The following is a 19,602-nucleotide window of genomic DNA, read 5'->3' as shown; positions in this document are numbered from 1 at the left end:
CTACTATCCGTGATCCGTCCCATCGCCGTCGTCGGCCCGACCGCCTCGGGCAAGTCCGCCCTCGGCATTAGCCTCGCACGAGAACTCGGCGGGGAAGTGGTCAACGTCGACTCCATGCAGCTCTACCGGGGAATGGACATCGGCACGGCGAAGCTCCCACCCGCTGAGCGCGGAGGCATCCCGCACCACCTGCTCGATATCTGGCCGGTGACCAAGACGGCCTCCGTCGCCGAGTACCAGTCCCTCGCGGTCGCCACGGTTCAAGACATCATGGCGCGCGGCAAGGTCCCCGTGCTCGTCGGCGGCTCGATGCTCTACGTGCAGTCGCTTATCGACGCCTGGGCGTTCCCCCCGACCGACCCCGCCGTCCGCACGAAGTACGAGGCCCGGCTTGCCGAGATCGGAGTCGACGCACTGCACACAGAGCTTGCCCAGGTGGATCCGGCGGCGGCAGCGACCATCGAGGACAAGGACCCGCGGCGCACCGTGCGCGCACTCGAGGTCATCGAGCTCACGGGCAAACCCTTCGCCGCCTCCCAGCCGCCGAAGGACGCCCCGCCGCGCTGGGGCACCCGCATCCTGGGGCTGCGCACAGATCCGGACTGGCTCAATCCCCGCATCGCACTGCGCGCGCAGCTGATGTTCGACAACGGCTTTGTCGACGAGGTACGCGGGCTGGTCGGTGACGGTCTGGTCGCAGACTCCACCGCGGGCCGCGCCATCGGGTATGCGCAGGTGCTGGGCCTGCTGGCCGGGGAGATGGACGAGGCGCAGGCGCTGGAGAAGACGATCACCGGGACGCGGCGCTACGTGCGACGGCAGCGCTCCTGGTTCAACCGTGACCCCCGCATCACGTGGCTGGACGCGGCTGACGAGGCTGTGGTTGAAGCGGCGCTAGACTCGCTGGGGTGAATATCGAGTTTCTCAAAGGACACGGCACTGAGAACGACTTCGTGGTCATTCCGGACCCGGCAGACGCCCTGACGTTGAGTGAAGCGGACGTCGCCGCGCTGTGTGACCGCCGCGCCGGCATCGGCGGCGACGGTTTGCTACGTGTGGTCAATCGCGGCGAGCGCTGGTTCATGGACTACCGCAACGCGGACGGCTCCATTGCCGAGATGTGCGGCAACGGGGTCCGCGTCTTCGCCCACGTGCTCGTCGCCGAGGGGTTGGTCACCGAGCGCGAATTCGACGTGGACACCCGCGCCGGTGTCAAGCACATCGAGGTGCTGCAGGCAGACTCGACGGACGCGACGGTCACGGTGGGCATGGGCCGCGTGGAGGTTACCGGCGTCTCAACTGCCCGCATGGGAGACTTCGACTTCGCCGGCCTCGGCGTCGATGTTGGCAACCCGCACCTCGCGGCGGTGATCCCCGGCCTCACCGCCGCGGAGCTGGACGCGATGCAGTTTGCACAACCCGCCTTCGACCACTCCTTCTTCCCTGAGGGGGTCAATGTCGAGGTGCTCACCGAGCTAAACGACGGGCACGTCCATATGCGCGTGTGGGAGCGCGGAGTGGGCGAGACCCGCTCGTGCGGCACAGGAACCGTTGCCGCCGCCCGCGCCGCACTTGCCGACGCCGGGGTGGAAAACGGCACTGTCACCGTCAACGTTCCCGGCGGCGCCATCGAAGTGGAACTGAGCGACGGCGAAGCGCTGATGACGGGCCCGTCGAAGATTGTCGCGCGCGGGACGGTGCTTCTGTAACGCTACCCAGGCCCGATCTCGCGGGCGGCGCGGCGCGCGTCCTGCCAGGAGGCGGCGAGGTTTTCCGCGCGCTCGTCGGCCACGGCGATGAGCCGTTCCAGCTGCGGCCGGTCGAGGTCGGTGCTTGCCAAAAGACCGTCGACACGCTGCAGGAAGCGGCGTGCCGCGTCCGCGCGCAGGTGGAAATCCTGGATCACGGGGTTGGTCGTACCCCGATCTGCTAGCGCGGGGACATGCAGGGTGCGATCGGCGATCGCCTCGGCGGACATGCCGGTGAGGAGGTCGTCGTATAGCGCGAGCGTCTCCGCGATGTCGTCGCGCGCGATTGCCAGCGAGGCGCGCAGCGACGCCACCTCGGGAGTGGTGTCGTAGCGCTGCATGAGCACGATGAGTGCCCCGAGGATTGTGAGCGCGAGCAGCAGCCCGGCCACCTTGAGCCACAGCACCAGCAGCGCGAAGGCGGCGATGAGCAGACCCATCCCGATCGCCTGCCAGAAATCCCGTCGCGCTGATGACATGGGTTGCCCCCCGATAAACCTCTAATGCCCGCCGCAGCCGCAGGAGTCGCCGCACCCGCCGCAGCCTCCGCCGGCCGGGGTCGGGATGGTGCCCACCAACACCGCGGTGCCCGCGATGATGTTGTTGCGCTGGGGCAGCTCACCGTCGGGCAGGCACACCTCAAACGGGAAGGCGCCGTCGACTGAAACGTGGATGAAGCGCTCACCGGTGAGCTCGCTGACGCGGTACTCGGCCTCGAGGACGCGGGCCGCCAGGCGCGCCGCGGCATCCGGGGCGGACGCGGCTGTCGAGGCGACGGCCTCGGCGCCGGGGGAGAGGATCTCGCCCACGATGTCACCAGGATTGGCGGCGTGGAAGGCGTCCACGTCCGCAAAGACCTCAAAATCGAGCCCCAGTGCGGTGACGGCGAGCTCCTGCCAGGTCAGGGTGGGGGCGTCGACAAGCAGCGGCCCCTGGGCCAAGTTGACAGTGACCGAGGCGATGTTGCTGCCGTGCGGGTCGACGATGTCGGCGAGCGCGACGACATCGTTGAGCATGGTCACGTGCGCGAAGGTGCGGGTGTCGGCGGCGAACCCGGCGAACGTGGCGAACGGCTCGACGGCGAGGATGTTCAGCTGCGCGCCCGATGCGTCGGAGTATTGGATCAACTGACCACCCCGGACCTCGCCCGTGACCTGTAAACGGCCGGATGCGATCGCGGCCTCCACGGCATCCTGCCACTGGGCAAATCCCAAGCCGATGCTGGACAAATCCCGGGTCTTCGTATCGCTCATAGTGGCACATACTACCCCGCGGGTTCATTCCGGTTTGTGCGGTGGGCTCACCGGGGTGCGCTGACAGCACCACAGGCCCGGCGCTGGGAAGAAATCCGGGGCGCGCGGCGTTAGATAATGCACACCTGACAAGCAGAACCCGTTAAACTAAGGACTCAATGACAAAACCAACGATGACCGAGCCGCTAGAGCTCAACCACGATGAACTTCTCGCCCGCGCGTTTCGCCACAACGCGCCGCAACCCACCGCTAACGGGGAGCCCACAGTCGGTTCGCTGGACCTGGAAGAACGAAACGCGTTTCGCCGAGTGACGGTCGAGACGGAGCTGCACTCCGAAGATCAGGCCGAAGGCTTCGAGGTCGAGTACCGCAAGCTGCGCCTCGAACAGGTCATCCTCGTCGGTGCGTGGATCGAGGGGACCACCGCCGAGATGGAAGCCAACATGCTCGAGCTTGCCGCGCTCGCGGAGACCGCCGGCGCGGATGTCGTGGAGCTTTTGTACCAAAAGCGCGACAAGCCGGACCCGGGCACCTACATCGGCTCGGGCAAGGTCAAGGAGCTGCGCGACATCGTCGTGTCCACCGGCGCCGACACCGTCGTGTTCGACGGCGAGCTCTCCCCGGGCCAGATGGTCGCGCTCGAGGAAGCGCTGAAGATCAAGGTGATCGACCGAACCATGCTCATCCTCGACATTTTCGCCCAGCACGCGAAGAGCAAGGAAGGTAAGGCGCAGGTCAGCCTGGCGCAGATGGAGTACCTCTACACGCGCACCCGTGGTTGGGGTGGCAACCTGTCGCGTCAGGCCGGCGGTCGCGCCGGCTCCAACGGCGGCGTGGGCCTGCGCGGTCCCGGTGAAACGCGGATTGAGGCGGATCGCCGCCGCCTGCGCACGGACATGGCGAAGCTGCGCCACGAGCTGCGCGGGATGAAGACCGCGCGCGAGGTCAAGCGCGCCCGACGGCAGCGTTCGACGATTCCGAAGATCGCGATCGCCGGTTACACCAACGCCGGCAAGTCCTCGTTGATCAACGCGATGACCAACGCCGGCGTGCTGGTGGAGGATGCTCTGTTCGCGACCCTGGATCCGTCGACACGCAAGGCGCAGCTGGCGGACGGGCGTAACGTCGTGCTCACGGACACCGTCGGTTTCGTGCGCCACCTGCCGACCCAGCTCGTCGAGGCGTTCAAGTCGACGCTGGAGGAGGTCACGGGCGCGGACCTGATGCTGCACGTCGTCGACGGCTCGGACGCGTTTCCGCTGAAGCAGATCGAGGCGGTGAACAAGGTGCTCTCTGACGTCACGCGCGAGTCCGGCGAGTCGATCCCGCCGGAGATCGTGGTGGTGAACAAGATTGACCAGGCCGATCCGGTGGTGTTGGCGGAGCTGCGCCACGCGTTCGACAACTCCGGCCACGACGTGGTGTTCGTCTCCGCGCACACGGGCGAGGGCATCGCGGAGCTCGAGGGCAAGATTGAGATGCACCTCAACAGCGTGGAGGCGCACGTGCAGATGCTCGTGCCGTTCACCCGCGGCGACGTGGTCAGCCGCGTCCACGAGCAGGGCACCGTGCGCAGCGAGTCCTACGAGGAGGGCGGCACGCTTATCGACGTCCGCCTGCCCCACGTCATCGCCGAGCAGTACTCGGAGTTTGTTGTGAGCTAGCTCGAGCGACAACAATATCCATTCGTGACTTCTACATTCGGATGGACCCTTCACGGCGACGGTCGCCACATTCAACCCGGCGAGGTCGTCGCCCCTGATGAGAGGCTGACTTGGCCGCGCACCGCGGCCATCGGCGCGCAGCACGTCGTCGCCATGTTCGGCGCGACCCTGCTGGTCCCAACCCTCACGGGTTTTCCCGTGAATACGACGTTGCTGTTCTCGGGACTCGGCACGATCATCTTCCTGCTGATTACCCGCAACAAGCTGCCGAGCTACCTCGGATCGTCGTTTGCCTTCATCGCGCCGCTGGCGGCCTCGCAGCAGTACGGTGTCGGCGCGCAGCTCGGCGGTGTGGTGGTCACGGGCCTCGCGCTGATTGCGGTGGGCGCGCTCGTGCAGGCGGCGGGAACGAGGCTTATCGACGCCGTCATGCCGCCCGTGGTCACCGGCGCCATCGTTGCGCTGATCGGATTCAACCTGGCTCCGGTAGCGGTGGGCAACTTCCAGGAGCAGCCGCTGGTCGGCGCGGTTACGCTGGCAACGATCCTGGTTGTGGCCGTCGCCACCCGCGGCATGGCCTCGCGCCTGTCGATCCTGATCGGCGTCATCGTGGGGTGGTTCACGGCCTGGGTGAGCAAGGGGGTTAGCCCCGAGGCGCTGGGCGCGGTCGCCGCCGCCGATTGGGTGGGCGTGCCGCGTTTCCACTCGCCTGAGTTTCACCTCTCTGCTGTCCTGGTGACCTTGCCGGTGCTGGTGGTCCTCATCGCCGAAAACGTCGGCCACGTCAAAGCAGTCGGCGAGATGACCGGCCGCGACCTGGACGCCTACCAGGGCCGCGCTCTCATCGGCGACGGCTTATCGACGACCCTCGCCGGAGGTTTCGGCGGCTCGGGCACGACAACCTACGCCGAGAACATCGGGGTGATGGCCGCGACCAAGGTGTACTCCACGGCCGCGTACTGGGTGGCTGCGGTGGTCGCGATTGCGCTGGCGTTCATCCCGAAGTTCGGCGCGATCGTCGGCACACTCCCGGTCGGGGTGCTGGGCGGTGCCACCCTCGTGCTCTACGGGTTGATCGGCATGCTCGGCGTGCGCATCTGGCAGGACAACCGGGTGGACTTTAACAACCCAGTCAACCTGATGACCGCCGCGGTGGCCCTCATCGTCGGCATCGGCGATCTTTCGCTCACGCTCGGCCCGGTGGAGCTCAAGGGCATTGCACTGGGCTCAGTCGGGATCATCGTTGCCTACCCGATCATGAAAAAGGCCTTCGCCACGCTGGGCGAAGGCACGTACAACACCTAGGCTGCCGCCCGTCTATTCCCCGCCTAAGCTTCGTCGAGATTCTGCTGGATAAGGGCCGCGATCTTGTCCACGGCCTCGGCGTTGTCGGAAGTCACGGTCACCTCGTCGCCGAATTCCGCACCCATGGCCATGATCATGAGAGAGGATGCGGCATCCGTCTCGTCGTCCTCGTCGCCGCCCGCCAGGGTGAGCACGATTTCGTCGTCGTACTCGCCAGCGGCATCCGCGATGACGGTTGCCGGGCGTGCGTGCAGGCCCACGGTGGAGCCGACCTTTACTGTCTTGGAAGCCATGTGAAAATCCTTTCGTTGAGTTGGTCTCAATTCTACGTGGAAACTTTCCGGCGCCCGAGAGCTGCCTGCTTAGCGACGACCACAGCCAACGCACCCACCGCAACGCCCGAAGCTAATGCCACGCACACGCCCCACCACGGGCTAAAAGCAAAGATGACGAAGATCCCGCCGTGCGGCGCGCTCACCCCCGTGCCAAGCGCCATGGACACCGCTCCCGCGGTTGCCCCGCCGAGCATTAGTGGTGTGATGACGCGCGCGGGATCGGCGGCCGCAAACGGGATGGCGCCCTCGGTGACAAACGCCAGGCCGGGCAGCCAGATGGTTCGCCCGGCGGCGCGCTCCGCCGGGGTAAACGCGCTGGCGCGCAGCAGCGTCGCCAGCGACAGGGCCAGCGGCGGCACCATCCCGGAGACCATGACCGCGGCCATGATGACGTAGCTGGCCTGGGTGCCCGCGGTCAGCCCCGCCGCCCCGAAGGCGTAAGCGACCTTGTTCACCGGCCCGCCAAGGTCGACACACATCATCGCGCCGACGACCACCCCGAGCAGGATCGCCGAGGTGCTTCCCATCTCGCCGAGCCAGCCCTGAACCGCCGCCGAGAGGGCGGCGAGCGGGCGGCCGATAACGCCGACCATCAGGAATAGCACCGCGAGCGTTGCCACCAGCGGGCTGACCACAGTGGTTTTCAACGACTCCAGGGCACGCGCGTTGATCCCGCGGATCCACAGCGCGACCCCGCCCGCGACGATGCCGGTGACCACCGCGCCGAGAGAACCCGCGCCGAGCATGACCGAGACCGCGCCGCCGATGAACCCAGGCGCGATGCCCGCGCGGCCGGCGAGCGCGAATCCGATGTAGCCGGAAAGGGCGGATACGGCCAGGTTTATTCCTGCTTGCCCGGTGACTATTAGCACCGCCGCGAGGTAGGGCAGCCAGCCGGAGCGATCGAGACCCCCGTGCGGGTCAGCGAGGGAGAAGCCGCGGGCGACCTCGGCCCAGACGTCCGTGCCGTCGATCAGCGTGCCCAGCGCGAGCAGGAGCCCGCTGGCGGCGAGGAAGGGCACCATGAAGGAAACCCCTGTCATCACGGCGCGGTAGATGCGCGCGGGTGTGCTGGGCTCGGTGGAGGTTTCGGTGGCGTTGAGGGCGGCGTCGATAAGCTGCGCGGGCTCGTTGATTGCGCGGCGCACGGGCACGTCGACGAGCGGCTTGCCCTCGAATCGCTCGGCGCCGCGTACCGCGACGTCGTGGGCGAGGATCACGGCGTCGGCGCCGCGTATGAAGTCGGGGTCGAGCGGTTGGGTGCCGGTGGCGCCCTGGGCCTCGACGCGCAGCTCGACGTCGTCACGCGATGCGGCGGCGCGGGTGAGCGCGTCAGCGGCCATGTACGTGTGCGCCACACCGGTGGGGCACGCCGTGACAACCGCGATGCGTCGGCGCTTCTTCTTGTGGTTGAGCTGCGCGGCAATGGCCTCGACAGCGGCCTGCGGGTCAGTGGCCGCGCGCAGCTTCTCGACGAACTGCTCACGCACCAGCGCCCGGGCGAGCGTCGACAGGATTGACAGGTGCGCCTTGCTACCGTCCGCGGGGGCGGCGATGAGGAACACGAGGTCGGCGGGGCCGTCGGGGCCGGAGAAGTCGACCGGGTGGCGAAGCCGCGCGAAGGCGAGCGTGGGCACGCTCACGGCGGACGAGCGGGCGTGCGGGATGGCGATGCGCCCCGCCACGCCCGTCGGGGCCTTACCTTCGCGCGCGGTGACGTCGGCGATGAGCTGCGCGGAGTCGTTGGTGCGGCCGGCGGATTCGACCAGGCCCGCGAGGTGCGCGATGACCTCGCGGGGGTGCCCGCCGGCGTCGACGTCGAGGGCGACGAGCTCGAGCCTGATGAGGTCCGGACTGTCCACCGGCTACCTCGGCTCCGTCTCAAGTGCAACCACGTGGGTATTGACCGTGTCCACCTCGTCGGGAGAGGGGATGCCGGTGCCCGGTTTCGCGGCCGCGGCCGAGCCGTAGGCCACGCCCCGGCGCAGGCACTCGCAGGGGTCGGCGCCCTCGACGCGGGCCATGATGTAGCCGGCCAGCGCACTATCGCCCGCGCCAACCGTCGAGCGGGTCGTCATCGGGGGAGCGGTGGCCGCCCACGCGCCCGTGGCCGTGACCAGGCACGCCCCGGCCGAGCCGAGGGTGACCAGCACCTCTTTCACGCCGTCGCTGATCAGCTTGCGAGCGTGGACGACGATGCTGCGGTAGTCGCCCGACGCGGCCTGGCGCTCCAAGGCGTCACCGTCGGCGCCGGTGAGCTGGGCGAGTTCGAACGCGTTGGGTTTGATCACATCCGGTTTGGCGTCTGCCAGATTCTTCCCGAGCTCCGCCAGCGGCGCGTCGGAGGTGTCGATGGCGACAACGGCGCCCGGGCAGGCCATGCGCACGGCCTGGGCGAGCGTGGCGTACCACGAGGGCGGCGCGCCCGGGGGCAGGGAGCCGGCCATGACGACGGCGTCGGCGCGGGTTTCGGCGACGGTGGAGATGAGGATGTCAGTGATGCGGGTGACGTCGTCGTCACGCAAAAGCGGGCCCGTTTCGTTGACCTTGGTGGTGGAGCCGTCGCGCTCGGTGAGCGTGGTGTTCGTGCGGATCGCGCCGGAAATCGGGATGCCTTTCAGCGGGATGCCAGCGTTGCGGCAAATGAGAGTGAACGGGTCGCTCGGCCCGCAGGGGGCGATGGCGAGGGTGTCGCGGCCCGCGTTGGTGCAGGCGTGGGAGACGTTGATTCCCTTGCCGCCGGCTTCTCTATGCGCGGTGATGGTGCGGTTGACGCCGCCGCGTTCGAGGGAGTCGAGCTCGAGAGTGGCATCGATACTTGGGTTGGGCGTGAATGTGATGATCACTTCTGCGGGCTCCTCCCAGTTTTAACTTCCAAGTATGTCCGGGCGTACCCGAACGGTCAATGCGGGCGCGGCGGCTGTGACGGACGCTACGCCTCGGCGAGGACTACCTCAATGCCGTGCTGTGACAGCTCGCTGACGATCGACTCCGGTGCGCCGGAATCGGTGATGAGGACGTCGATCTCGTCCAGCGAGGCGAAGCTGACCAGGTAGTCGTTGCCGAGCTTGGTCGAATCGCACAGCACAACAACGGTGCGGGCGTTGGTGACCATCGCCGTCTTAATCGCGGCCTCCTGGGCATCGGCCGTGGACAGTCCGTGGTCGACGCTGAGCGCGTTGGTGCCGATGAAGGCGACGTCGGCGCGCATCAGGGCGAGCGAGCGCAGCGCCATCGCGCCGACGACAGCCTGCGTAATCGCGCGAACCGAGCCGCCGAGCAACTGCACGTGCGGCAGGCCCGCGGTGGACAACTCGAGCGCGATGGGCAGCGAGTTGGTCACAATCGGCCAGGACGCCGCGCGCGGGTCCGAGGCCAGCAGGGTGGAAAAGGCGCTAATCGACGTCCCCGAGTCGAGGAAGATCCCGCCCTCGGATTGCTCCGGCAAGTACTGCAGTGCATTGCGGGCGATGGCGGATTTCGCGGTCGATGCCGACCGCGAGCGCGCGTCGAGTGAGAACTCGGTGGTGGAAAACGTCTGGCTGGCGACCGCGCCCCCGTGAACGCGGTGGATCAGGCCCTCACGGTTGAGGACGGCTAGGTCGCGCCGGATTGTTTCGGCAGTAACGTCAAACTTGTCTGCCAGCTCGGTGACGTTGACGCGGCCCTCAATGGCGGTCAACGACGCGATCTGTCGTCTGCGTTCCTCTGCGTACATGGGCGGACAATCCTCAGGTTGGATGTGCGGTGAACAAGTGACGCACGCCATTGTTGCAAAAGAAGGCTGCCCGCTTAAGTGGGATTGCGCCCGAAAGCCCTCAAGTGGGGGTAGCAGTCGGGCGCAGACGCGCGTTAGAGGGTGCGGAAAACGGACACGACACGCCCCATGATTTCCGCCTCGTCGCCCTTGATCGGGGAGAACGCGTCGTTGTGGGGGAGGAGCCAGACGCCGGTGGCGTCCTTGTGGAACTCCTTCACGGTCGCTTCGCCGTCGAGAAGCGCTGCGACGAACTCGCCTTCCTCCGCCACGGGCTGGGAGCGCACCACGACCCAGTCGCCGTCGAGAATGCCGGCGTCACGCATGGACTCGCCGACGACGCGGAGCATGTAGAGCTCGCCGTCGCCGAGCAGCTCCTGGGGAAGCGGGAAGTAGTTGTCCACGTTCTCCTCGGCGAGAATCGGGGAGCCAGCGGCGATCTGTCCAACGACTGGGATGTAGCGGGGCGCGGACGCGTCCTCGGGGGTCGGGGCGGCCTTCGGCTTGGCCTTGCGCGAATTCTTCTGCGAGTCGGGGAGGTGGCGCAGGTCCACGGCGCGCGGCTTGTTCGGGTCGCGGCGCAAAAAGCCCTTCTTCTCCAGCTCTTTGAGCTGGTAGGCGACAGAAGAGGTGGATTGCAGGCCGGCGGCGTCGCCGATCTCGCGGATGCTTGGCGGGTAACCGCGTAGAACAACGGCGTCCTGGATTACTTCGAGAATGCGACGTTGGCGATCAGACAGAACGCTCATGTCGAGGTTGTTCGGGTCGTCCTTCTTGCGTGGCATGGCTGCTCCTGAGAGTTCGTGTGGGTCGGCGAAAAACGTGGTCTGCTTGCAAAAGTACCAGAAGTGGCAAATTTGTTCGACATTTTAGGCCATGGTGTGGACAAAGTCGGACCCCCGTGCTATAAATCGAACACATAGACGTACTCGAACATACGAGCGGGTTAAATGTTCGATGATGTCCGGCTTGAAATTACACTGCAGTCAGACAACAAAGGAGAACACCATGACCATTCAAATCGACCGCCCTCACGCTGCACATACTTCGTTCAATTCCGCTACCGCGCCGACGCTTCCCGCCGCGGTGTGGGATCTCCCCGAGGCGGAAATCATCTCGAGGGGCGCGCGCCATGTTCGAACGCTTAGCCCGGTGCATCGAAACTCTGAACGCGTGAACGCCGGCACTGTTCGCGCAGGTGCGCAAAATTCCGACATGTTCGAAACTCGCCACGAAAATCGGGTTAGCCTGCTCATGGGTGCGGCCCTCGGTCTTGCCCTGATTCTCGGGTCTGCGGCGGGCGGTGCCTTCGCCGGCGATTCTTCGGATCAGGTTGCAGACGCGACCTCGGGGGTCACCGCAGCATCCGTGCGCTAGATCCCGCGCTGCAGTGGCCGCGGCGGGGGAGGACGCGCGCGGTAGAATCGAGCGCATGCACTGCCCGTTTTGCCACCACGAACAGTCCAGGGTGCTTGACTCCCGCGTGATCGACGGCGGATCTGCAATTCGCCGCCGCCGAGAGTGCTCGGACTGCGCAGGGCGCTTCACCACCGTGGAAAAGGCCATCCTCATGGTGGTCAAGCGCAACGGCGTCAGCGAGCCCTTTGACCGCGACAAGCTGATCAGCGGCGTGCGGCGCGCGTGCCAGGGCCGTGACGTGTCCGACGACGCTCTCAAGCGACTCGCCCAACAAGTAGAGGAGACCGTGCGCAGCCACGGCAGCTCCCAGGTCGACGCCAACGACGTCGGCCTCGCGGTGCTCGAGCCACTGCGCGCCCTCGACGAGGTCGCATACCTGCGCTTCGCTTCCGTATACAAGTCCTTCGAATCCGCCGACGACTTCGAATCCGAAATCCGCCTGATGCGCCGCCGCGACCGCGAGGACTTCTAGAGGTCTCGCACCGGGGGATGTCGGGTGTTCGCCGTGTCCGCAGATCGACTGATAGAACACCGCATCATCGCGTTTCCGCAGATTGCATCGCCTCTCAGGAAAATATGCTTGTGTATGTCCCCGGCTGCTCGGATTACCCACCCCGGGCGCTAGCGGACGGCGTCGATAAGCTTTTCGATGCGACGCTGGCTAACCGGCTTCGGGGTGCCCAGGCGCTGGGCAAACAAGCTCACCCGCAGCTCCTGGATCCGCCACAGAATGTCCTTGACGTCCTTCGTCTTCTCCCGCCCGGCGGGCAGCGTGCGCAGCTTCGCCTTGAGGTAGGCGTGGGTTGCCGCGACAACGTCCTGGCGGTCAGCGTCGCGGTCGGGGTCTATCGCCATGTCCTCCAAGCGAATCCGCATCGCGTCGATGTAGCGCGGGACGTGCCGAAGGTACGCCATCCCGTGGACGGTGATCGCGTGGGCGGGGAGGAAGAATGCGAGCTGCCCGCGCATGTCGTCGATCGCCGGGCCGGTCCACTTCTCCAGCTCCTGCGAGATCGCGGAGTACTCCACAAGCACGGGCGCGAGCGCAACCACCTTCTGCCGCACCTCGGCGCTGACCTTCGGCTTGATTTCACGCACCAGCGCGTCGAACTCCTCCGGGGAGCGGACCGGGCCACCGGCGGCGACCATCAGGTCGCGCAGCGTGGCGACGCGGGCGTCGTCGACAAGCCCCGCCGCACCACCGTGCGGGTAGTTGTCTATCGCAACCTTCTGGCGCAGCGGCAGCCCCTTGGTCATCTGGGAGACGTTGACGTTGATCTCGCGCAGCAGAAGCGTCAGCGTCGCCGTGAGCATGGACGCGTCGGCGGCCGCCTTCGTCGGGTGAACCGTGACCTTGACGCCGTTGGCCGTTGCCTCCAGCGCAGGGTAGGCGTCGACCTGGTTGCCGTCGATCGTGGTGGTGACGGTCTCGGGGACCTCGCCAAGCGTGTGGGCAGTCCACTTGGGTGCGCTGGCCGTCTCGGCGGTGCGGCTCGCCTTGGACACCGAGGAGCGGATCTTGCCTGATTGGCGGCTTTTAAGCGCCGTGAGGTCCTTGTCGTGGTCGATGATTTCCCCGCGCTTGTCAATCGCCGCGAACGTGATCTTCAAGTGCGGCGGCAGGGCGGCGGGCCGGAAATCGCTGCCGTTGATCCCCGCGCCGCCGATAGAGCGCAGGACTTCGGCGAGGTCGTCGGTCAGCGGCTGCTCCCGCGGCGTGAGCTTCGGCAGCGCCATGGCTGCGAAGTCCGGGGCGGGGACGACGGAACGTCGTAGAGCTTTGGGCAGTGTGCGGATCAGCTCGGTAACCAGCTCCGCACGCAGACCTGGGACGAGCCAATCGAAGCCGGTGGCCGCGAAGCCGGCCAACAGCGGCACGGGGACCTCCACCGTCACACCGTCAAGCGGGTCGCCGGGCTCAAAGGTGTAGCGCAGCGCGTAGTCGATCGACCCCTGGCGCCACACGGTGGGGAAGTCGGAGTCGGAGGCATCGACATCGTCGTTGACCAGGTCGTTCGGGTCGAAGTTGAGGTAGCTGGCGTCCTCGTGGCGCTTCTTCTTCCACCACGAGTCGAAGTGGCGCGCGGTGGTCACGTCGGCGGGCAGGCGCGAGTCGTAGAAGTCGTACAAAGCGTCCTCGTCGACCACGATGCCGCGGCGGCGGACCTTGTCCTCGACCGCTGCGGCGTCGGCAAGCATCGCTTCGTTGTGGTCGATGAATGTGTGGTGTCGGTTCCAATCGCCGCCGATCAGCGCGTGGCGGATAAACATCGTGCGCGCGCCCTCGGCGTCAACGCGGTGGTAGGGCACGAGCCGGTCGCGCACGATCGGCAGGCCGTACAACAGCGACGTTTGGTGCACCATCGCGGCCGAGCGCTTGCGCGACCACACCGGCTCCGAATAGCTGTGCTTCAGCAGCCCACCCGCGGCCGTTTCCACCCATTCGGGCTGGATTCGCGCGGCGTCGCGCGCCCACAGCCGCGAGGTCTCAACCAGCTCGGCCGCCATGAGAAACTCCGGCGGCTTCTTCGCCAGCACCGATCCCGGAAAGACCATGAACTTCGTGCCACGGGTGCCCTGGAACTCCTTCGAATTGCCCTCGCGCGCCCCGATGTTGGACAGCAACCCCGTGAGCAGCGACTTATGGATCGCGTCCGAGTCGCGCTCGTTGGCAACGTTCTCAGCGCGCGAGAAGCCCAGCTGCTTTTCGACGTCGCGCAGCTGGCGCACCAGGTCATACCACTCGCGGATGCGCATGTAGTGCAGAAATTCGCGCTTCATCCGCTTGCGAAACGCGTTGCCGGACAGCTCGTCGCGCGATTCGCCGATGTAGTCCCACAGCTTGAGCGCGGAGAGAAAGTCGGAGGTCTTGTCTTTGAAGCGCGCGTGCGCCTGATCCGCCTGGGCCTGAAACTCGAGCGGGCGCTCGCGCACGTCCTGGATGGTCATGTAGGCGACGATGACGGTGACGTCGTCAAGCACGCCGAGGCGGTTGGCCTCGACGAGCATGCGGGCCATCTTCGGGTCGACCGGGATGCGGGCGATGTCGCGGCCGATCGCGGTGAGCACGGGCGCGCCGTTACGCTCCTTGTCGCTGGTGGCGCCGAGCTCGTGGAGCACGGCCAGACCATCGCGCACCGACTTCGGGTCCGGGGGCTGCAGAAAGGGGAACTCGCTGATGTCGCCGAGACGCAACGAGATCATCTGCAGAATCACGCTGGCAAGGTTGGTGCGCAGGATTTCCGGGTCAGTGAACTCGGCCCGGGCGTTGAAGTTTTCTTCGGAGTAGAGCCTGATGGCAATGCCGTCGGCAACGCGGCCCGAGCGCCCGGAGCGCTGGTTGGCCGAGGCCTGGGAAATCTCCTCGATGGGCAGTCGCTGCACCTTCGTGCGTGTGGAGTAGCGCGAGATGCGCGCCAGGCCGGTATCCACCACGTAGTGAATCCCCGGGACCGTCAGCGACGTCTCGGCGATATTGGTCGACAGCACAATGCGCCGGCCGGAGTGCGGGGAGAACACGCGGTGCTGCTCGGCGTTGGACAGCCGCCCGAACAGCGGGGTGACCTCCACGGAGCGCCAGTGCTTCTTTTCCAGGGCCTCCATGCAGTCTCGGATGTCGCGCTCGGAGGCGAAGAAGCACAAGATGTCGCCTTCGCCCTCGCGCATCAGCTCCTCGATGGCCGCGACGACGCCGTCGATCATGTCCACGTCGGTCTCTTTGCCGCCAACGGTTTCCACCAGAGGGCGATAGCGGATCTCGACGGGGTAGGTGCGCCCGGAGACCTCGATGATCGGGGCCGGGGTGCCGTCGGATTCGCAGAAGTGCTCGGCGAAGCGCTGCGGATCGATCGTCGCAGAGGTGATGATCACCTTCAGGTCAGGGCGCCGGGGCAGGAGCTGCTTGAGATAGCCGAGGAGGAAGTCGATGTTAAGCGAGCGCTCGTGGGCCTCGTCGATGATGATCGTGTCGTAGGCGTTGAGGAAGCGGTCGCGCTGCATTTCGGCGAGCAGGATGCCGTCGGTCATCAGTTTGACCGCCGTGGTGGGGGAGACGCGGTCGTCGAAGCGGATGGCGTAGCCCACGGTCTCGCCGACGCTCTGGCCGAGCTCGTCCGCGATGCGCTCCGCGACGGTGCGTGCCGCGAGCCGGCGCGGCTGGGTGTGGCCGATCAAACCCCGGCGGCCGCGCCCCAGCTCGAGCAGCATCTTCGGGATCTGGGTGGTCTTGCCCGAACCCGTCTCACCCGCGATGACCACCACCTGGTGGTTGCGCATGAGCTCCATGATGTCGTCGCGCCGCGCAGAGACGGGCAACTGCTCGGGGTAGGTGATGTCGGGCACCGCGGCATCGCGCGCCGCAACGGTGGCGGCTGCGGCGTCGAGGTCGTCGGCGATGGCGCGAAGCGCCTGCGGCGCGCGGGCCTTGTCCAGGCGACGGCGAAACCGCCGCACCTCGGCAAGCGGCAGGCTATCGAGGCGGGAGAGGAGCTCGCCGCGGGAGGGGTGGGAGGAATCGTTCATATCTGCCGAACGATTCTAGCCGTCGATGATGCTCCTGCTTCGTTGGATCACCTTGGCGTGGGCCCGCGTGATCAGCTCGCCGAGCGCTTGGTGCTCGACCGCGCGTGCCGACGACGGCCTGCTGACCAGACCGATCGTGCGCTCCGCCGCAACCGACGGGGCGAAAGCGGCGAGCCCCAAACCCGGCCGCGTGCACTCGGTCGCCACCGCGGATTCCGGAACCAGCGTGCAGCCCAGCCCCGCCACGACGAGCTGCATGATGGTGGTCAGCGAGGAGGCGCGCGTGGAGTACTCCCCGTTGCCCGGGTTGCTCATCTGGGCGATCCGGCATAGGTCGATGATCTGGTCTCGTAGGCAGTGGCCGTCGTCAAGCAGCAGCAACTCGAGCTCGCGCAGGTCGTCGAGGGTGAGGTCGCGGCGGCCCGCGAGCGGGTGGCCCTCGGGTGTGACAACGACGAAGCGCTCGCGGAACAGCACGGACTCGCGCATTCCGGGGTGGCCCGCCGGCACGGCCAAGATGGCGACGTCGACGGAGCCGTCGCGGAGCTGATCAAGAAGCGCGGGAGTTTGCTCCTCGACGATCTGGGGTTTCAGGTCCGCGTAGTGCTTGCTCGATTCCTTGAGAAAGTCGGGGAGGATATACGGGGTCAGCGTCGGGATAATCCCGAGCGTGAGCGGGCCCGAGAGCACACCGAGTGCGCCGCGCGAACGGGTGACAAAGGCATCCGCCGCCTCGAGGGTGGCGCGAGCAAGGGGGAGCAGTTCCTCACCGACCGGGGAGACAATCACCTTCCGCGTGGAGCGCTCGATGAGCTGGATACCCAGTCCGGTTTCCAACGCGACGAGGGCTTGCGACAGCGACGGCTGGGAGATGTTGAGCTTGGCAGCAGCAGCGCCGAAGTGCTTGTTCTCGGCGATGGTGACGAAGGTCCGCAGCTGAGCGAGGGTCGGGCGGTACTCTTTATTGCTCATGCCTATGAGTTTACGGTACGAAAGTTCCCGTTTGCTTAGTTAGTTAAAATTTTTTTCATCACCAGCTGACTCAGGCGCACTTCCCCTGCCTGGTCCGAGGCATCCAGGTCCACCACGCCGTGGAGCTGGAAGGACTTTTCGCCCGCCGGGTCCTTGAGCACCTGCACAACCGGCCACTGCCGGCCGCTCTCGCTCTCGATGCGGAAGTACTCCGGCCCGCGCGCGTCGGCGTCGAGCACGACATCGTCGTACTCGTCGAAGTAGTCGTCCATCTCCGCGGGCCAGTCGGGCGCGGCGGGGCCGGCGGCCTCAGCGTCGCTGTCAGGGTCGTCGAGGTAGGCGAGCATCTCGGCGAGCTGGTCTTCCTTTTCGAAGGCGAAGAGCTCGACGAGACGGAAGAAGTAGTTGCGCACCATTACGCGGAACGCGCGGCGGTTGGCCGTCAGGGCCGAGGGGTCCTCGACGCCGAACGCGAGCTCACGCTCGAGCGCTTCTTGCGAGATCGGCGAATCCTCATCGGCCATGTGCGCCCACTCGTCGATGAGCGAGGAGTCGACCTGGCGGACGAGCTCGCCGAGCCAGGCGATGATGTCGCCCAGCTCGTCGTTGAGGAAGGCCTCGGGGATGGAGTGCGATAGGGTGCGCCAGGCGTCGGTGAGGTAGCGCAGGATCACACCCTCCGAGCGCGCGAGGCCGTAGGTGGCGATGAGGTCCGAAAACGTCATCGCGTGCTCGATCATGTCGCGCACGACCGACTTGGGCGAGAGCTGGAACTCCTTGGCCCAAGGGTTGCCCTGCGTGAACGTCTCGTAGGCCGCTTCCAGCTCCTCTTCGAGCGGCTTGGGGTAGGTCACGTCCTCGATCAGCGCCATGCGCTCGGTGTAGTCCACGCCATCGGCTTTCAGCGCGGCAATCTCCTCGCCGCGCGCCGCGGATTGCTGCGCCTGGAGAAGCTGGCGTGGATCATCCAGGATCGCCTCGAACGTGGAGATGACATCCAGGGCGTAAGTCTCCGACTCCGGGTCGAGGACGGTCAAAAACGCCAGCGCGAAGGGCGACAGCGGCTGGTTGAGCGCGAAATCGCGGTCCAACTCCCGGGTGAGCGTGTACGGGCGCATCGCGGGCGAATCCGGGGTGCGCTCGACCACCTGCGCGTTGACGAGCCCGCGGAACAGTTCGACGGCGGTGAGGATGTCACGGTTTTGCTTGGCCCGCGTGTCGTGGTTGTCGCGCAACAGGCGCATCATGTGCGCGTACCCGTCGCCGGGGCGAGCCACGACGTTCAGCAGCATCGAGTTGGACACCCGGAACTGGCTCGTCAGCTCCTCCGGTTCGGCGGTGGTGAGGCGCTCGAACGTTTTCTCCGACCACGACACTTCACCGTCGCGGGCGGACTTTTTGCGAAGTTTCTTCAGCTTCTTCGGGTCGTCGCCCGCCTTGCGCCGCAGCTTGACGTTTTCGATCTCGTGCTCCGGTGCCTCAACGACGACCGTGCCCTCCGTATCAAAACCCGCGCGCCCCGCCCGGCCCGCGATCTGGTGGAACTCGCGCGACTTTAAGACCCGCTGGCGGGTGCCGTCGTACTTGGCCAGGCCCGTCATCAGCACGGTGCGAATCGGCACGTTAATGCCCACACCGAGGGTGTCCGTGCCGCAGATGATCTTCAACAGGCCCGTTTGGGACAGCTTCTCGACGAGCCTGCGGTACTTCGGCAACATCCCCGCGTGGTGCACGCCGATGCCCCGGCGCAACAGCGATGACAGCGTCTTGCCGAAGGTGGTGGTGAAACGGAAATCGCCGATCTCGTCCGCGATGCGCCTTTTCTCCTCCGCGGTGACGATGCTCATGCTGGTCAGCGCCTGGGCGCGCTCGGTGGCCTCGCGTTGGGAGAAATGGACGACGTAGATGGGGGCCTTGCCGGCGTCGAGAAGCTCTTCGAGCGTCTCGTGGACCGGGGTGAACACGTAGTGGAAGTCCAGCGGCACGGGCCGCTGCGAACCACCGACATAGGTGGTGGGGCGGCCCGTGCGCTTGGTCAGGTCCTCCTCGAGCCACGCGGTGTTGCCGAGGGTCGCCGACATGAGCAGGAACTGGGCCTTCGGCAGCTCAAGCAGGGGCACCTGCCACGCCCATCCGCGATCCGGCTCGGAGTAGTAGTGGAACTCGTCCATGACCACCTGGTCGATCGCGGCCCGCTCGCCTTCGCGCAGCGCGATGTTGGCGACGATCTCCGCGGTCGCGGCGATGATCGGGGCGTGCGCGTTCACGGTGGCGTCGCCCGTCATCATCCCGACATTCTCAGGTCCGAAGATCTCGCACAACGCGAAGAACTTCTCGCTGACCAGTGCCTTGATCGGTGCGGTGTAGAACGAGCGCTGCCCGCGCGCGAGCGCGATGAAGTGCGCCGCGTTTGCCACCATCGACTTGCCCGACCCGGTCGGGGTCGCCAGAATAACGTTCTCGCCGGTCAGCAGGGCAAGCGACGCCTCCTCCTGCGCGGGGTATAGCGTGATTCCACGCTCGCGGGTCCAGGAGTTGAACACGTCCCACACCACCTCATCGAAGAGGGATTCCGGGACGTCGGCGAGGTCGGGGAGCATGTCGGCTAAAGTCACGCCCTCAACCGTA

The 19,602-nt window shown here is 66.5% G+C and carries 16 protein-coding genes; 6 read left to right on the top strand and 10 right to left on the bottom strand.

Annotation, left to right across the window (positions count from 1 at the left end; all coding sequences use genetic code 11):
* Window positions 1-12: 12 nt before the first annotated feature.
* Window positions 13-912, top strand: a complete 900-nt coding sequence (gene miaA, locus RIU96_RS09270) for a tRNA (adenosine(37)-N6)-dimethylallyltransferase MiaA (protein WP_259792541.1) — start codon at window positions 13-15, stop codon at window positions 910-912.
* Complete coding sequence (gene dapF / locus RIU96_RS09265) at window positions 909-1,709, top strand: diaminopimelate epimerase (protein WP_259792483.1); 801 nt, start codon at window positions 909-911, stop codon at window positions 1,707-1,709. The genes miaA and dapF overlap by 4 nt, the downstream gene beginning before the upstream one ends.
* A 2-nt stretch (window positions 1,710-1,711) precedes the next feature.
* Here dapF and RIU96_RS09260 read toward each other — a convergent pair whose 3' ends face one another.
* Window positions 1,712-2,227 carry a hypothetical protein gene (locus RIU96_RS09260; protein WP_144779582.1) on the bottom strand — a complete coding sequence of 172 codons (516 nt, stop codon included), beginning with the start codon at window positions 2,225-2,227 and terminating at the stop codon, window positions 1,712-1,714.
* 21 nt (window positions 2,228-2,248) lie between these two features.
* A complete protein-coding gene (locus tag RIU96_RS09255; RefSeq protein ID WP_144779584.1) occupies window positions 2,249-3,001 on the bottom strand; it encodes a hypothetical protein in 753 nt (250 codons plus the stop codon).
* A 173-nt stretch (window positions 3,002-3,174) separates the two neighbouring features.
* Between RIU96_RS09255 and hflX the strand changes: the two genes are divergently transcribed.
* Together hflX and RIU96_RS09245 are read left to right on the top strand one after the other, a co-directional pair.
* A complete protein-coding gene (gene hflX, locus RIU96_RS09250) occupies window positions 3,175-4,665 on the top strand; it encodes a GTPase HflX (RefSeq protein ID WP_259790842.1) in 1,491 nt (496 codons plus the stop codon).
* 24 nt (window positions 4,666-4,689) lie between these two features.
* Complete coding sequence (locus RIU96_RS09245; RefSeq protein WP_144741974.1) at window positions 4,690-5,970, top strand: uracil-xanthine permease family protein; 1,281 nt, start codon at window positions 4,690-4,692, stop codon at window positions 5,968-5,970.
* Between the two features lie 23 nt (window positions 5,971-5,993).
* On the opposite strand, the gene RIU96_RS09240 is transcribed toward RIU96_RS09245, so the two are convergent.
* From RIU96_RS09240 to lexA, 5 genes are all read right to left on the bottom strand, one after another.
* On the bottom strand, window positions 5,994-6,263 hold the full coding sequence (locus RIU96_RS09240; protein ID WP_136651131.1) for an HPr family phosphocarrier protein: 270 nt from the start codon (window positions 6,261-6,263) through the stop codon (window positions 5,994-5,996).
* Between the two features lie 32 nt (window positions 6,264-6,295).
* Complete coding sequence (locus tag RIU96_RS09235; RefSeq protein ID WP_144779586.1) at window positions 6,296-8,167, bottom strand: PTS fructose transporter subunit IIABC; 1,872 nt, start codon at window positions 8,165-8,167, stop codon at window positions 6,296-6,298.
* Between the two features lie 3 nt (window positions 8,168-8,170).
* A complete protein-coding gene (locus RIU96_RS09230; RefSeq protein ID WP_144779588.1) occupies window positions 8,171-9,151 on the bottom strand; it encodes a 1-phosphofructokinase family hexose kinase in 981 nt (326 codons plus the stop codon).
* Window positions 9,152-9,237: 86 nt separating this feature from the next.
* Complete coding sequence (locus RIU96_RS09225) at window positions 9,238-10,023, bottom strand: transcriptional regulator SugR (protein ID WP_136651134.1); 786 nt, start codon at window positions 10,021-10,023, stop codon at window positions 9,238-9,240.
* A gap of 134 nt (window positions 10,024-10,157) precedes the next feature.
* Window positions 10,158-10,847, bottom strand: a complete 690-nt coding sequence (gene lexA, locus RIU96_RS09220; protein WP_136651135.1) for a transcriptional repressor LexA — start codon at window positions 10,845-10,847, stop codon at window positions 10,158-10,160.
* Window positions 10,848-11,070: 223 nt separating this feature from the next.
* Here lexA and RIU96_RS09215 point away from each other — a divergent pair, with 223 nt between their 5' ends.
* A complete protein-coding gene (locus tag RIU96_RS09215) occupies window positions 11,071-11,439 on the top strand; it encodes a hypothetical protein (protein ID WP_144779590.1) in 369 nt (122 codons plus the stop codon).
* 55 nt (window positions 11,440-11,494) lie between these two features.
* Window positions 11,495-11,953, top strand: coding sequence for a transcriptional regulator NrdR (nrdR, locus tag RIU96_RS09210; RefSeq protein ID WP_136651137.1), 459 nt, complete (start codon window positions 11,495-11,497; stop codon window positions 11,951-11,953).
* Window positions 11,954-12,102: 149 nt separating this feature from the next.
* On the opposite strand, the gene hrpA is transcribed toward nrdR, so the two are convergent.
* From hrpA to RIU96_RS09195, 3 genes are read right to left on the bottom strand one after another with little or no spacing between them, the layout of a single operon-like run.
* Window positions 12,103-16,002, bottom strand: coding sequence for an ATP-dependent RNA helicase HrpA (gene hrpA / locus RIU96_RS09205; RefSeq protein ID WP_259810127.1), 3,900 nt, complete (start codon window positions 16,000-16,002; stop codon window positions 12,103-12,105).
* Window positions 16,003-16,017: 15 nt separating this feature from the next.
* Entirely contained in the window at window positions 16,018-16,974 is a 957-nt protein-coding gene (locus RIU96_RS09200) for a hydrogen peroxide-inducible genes activator (protein ID WP_144741968.1), read from the bottom strand.
* A 35-nt stretch (window positions 16,975-17,009) separates the two neighbouring features.
* Window positions 17,010-19,574, bottom strand: a complete 2,565-nt coding sequence (locus tag RIU96_RS09195) for a DEAD/DEAH box helicase (protein ID WP_144690760.1) — start codon at window positions 19,572-19,574, stop codon at window positions 17,010-17,012.
* Window positions 19,575-19,602 lie beyond the last annotated feature (28 nt).

Origin of the sequence: Corynebacterium sp. Z-1, assembly GCF_031844665.1 — a bacterium.
Lineage (GTDB): Bacteria > Actinomycetota > Actinomycetes > Mycobacteriales > Mycobacteriaceae > Corynebacterium > Corynebacterium sanguinis.
The sequence above is the reverse complement of the archived record's forward strand: the minus strand, read 5'-3'. Positions and strand labels throughout refer to the sequence as shown.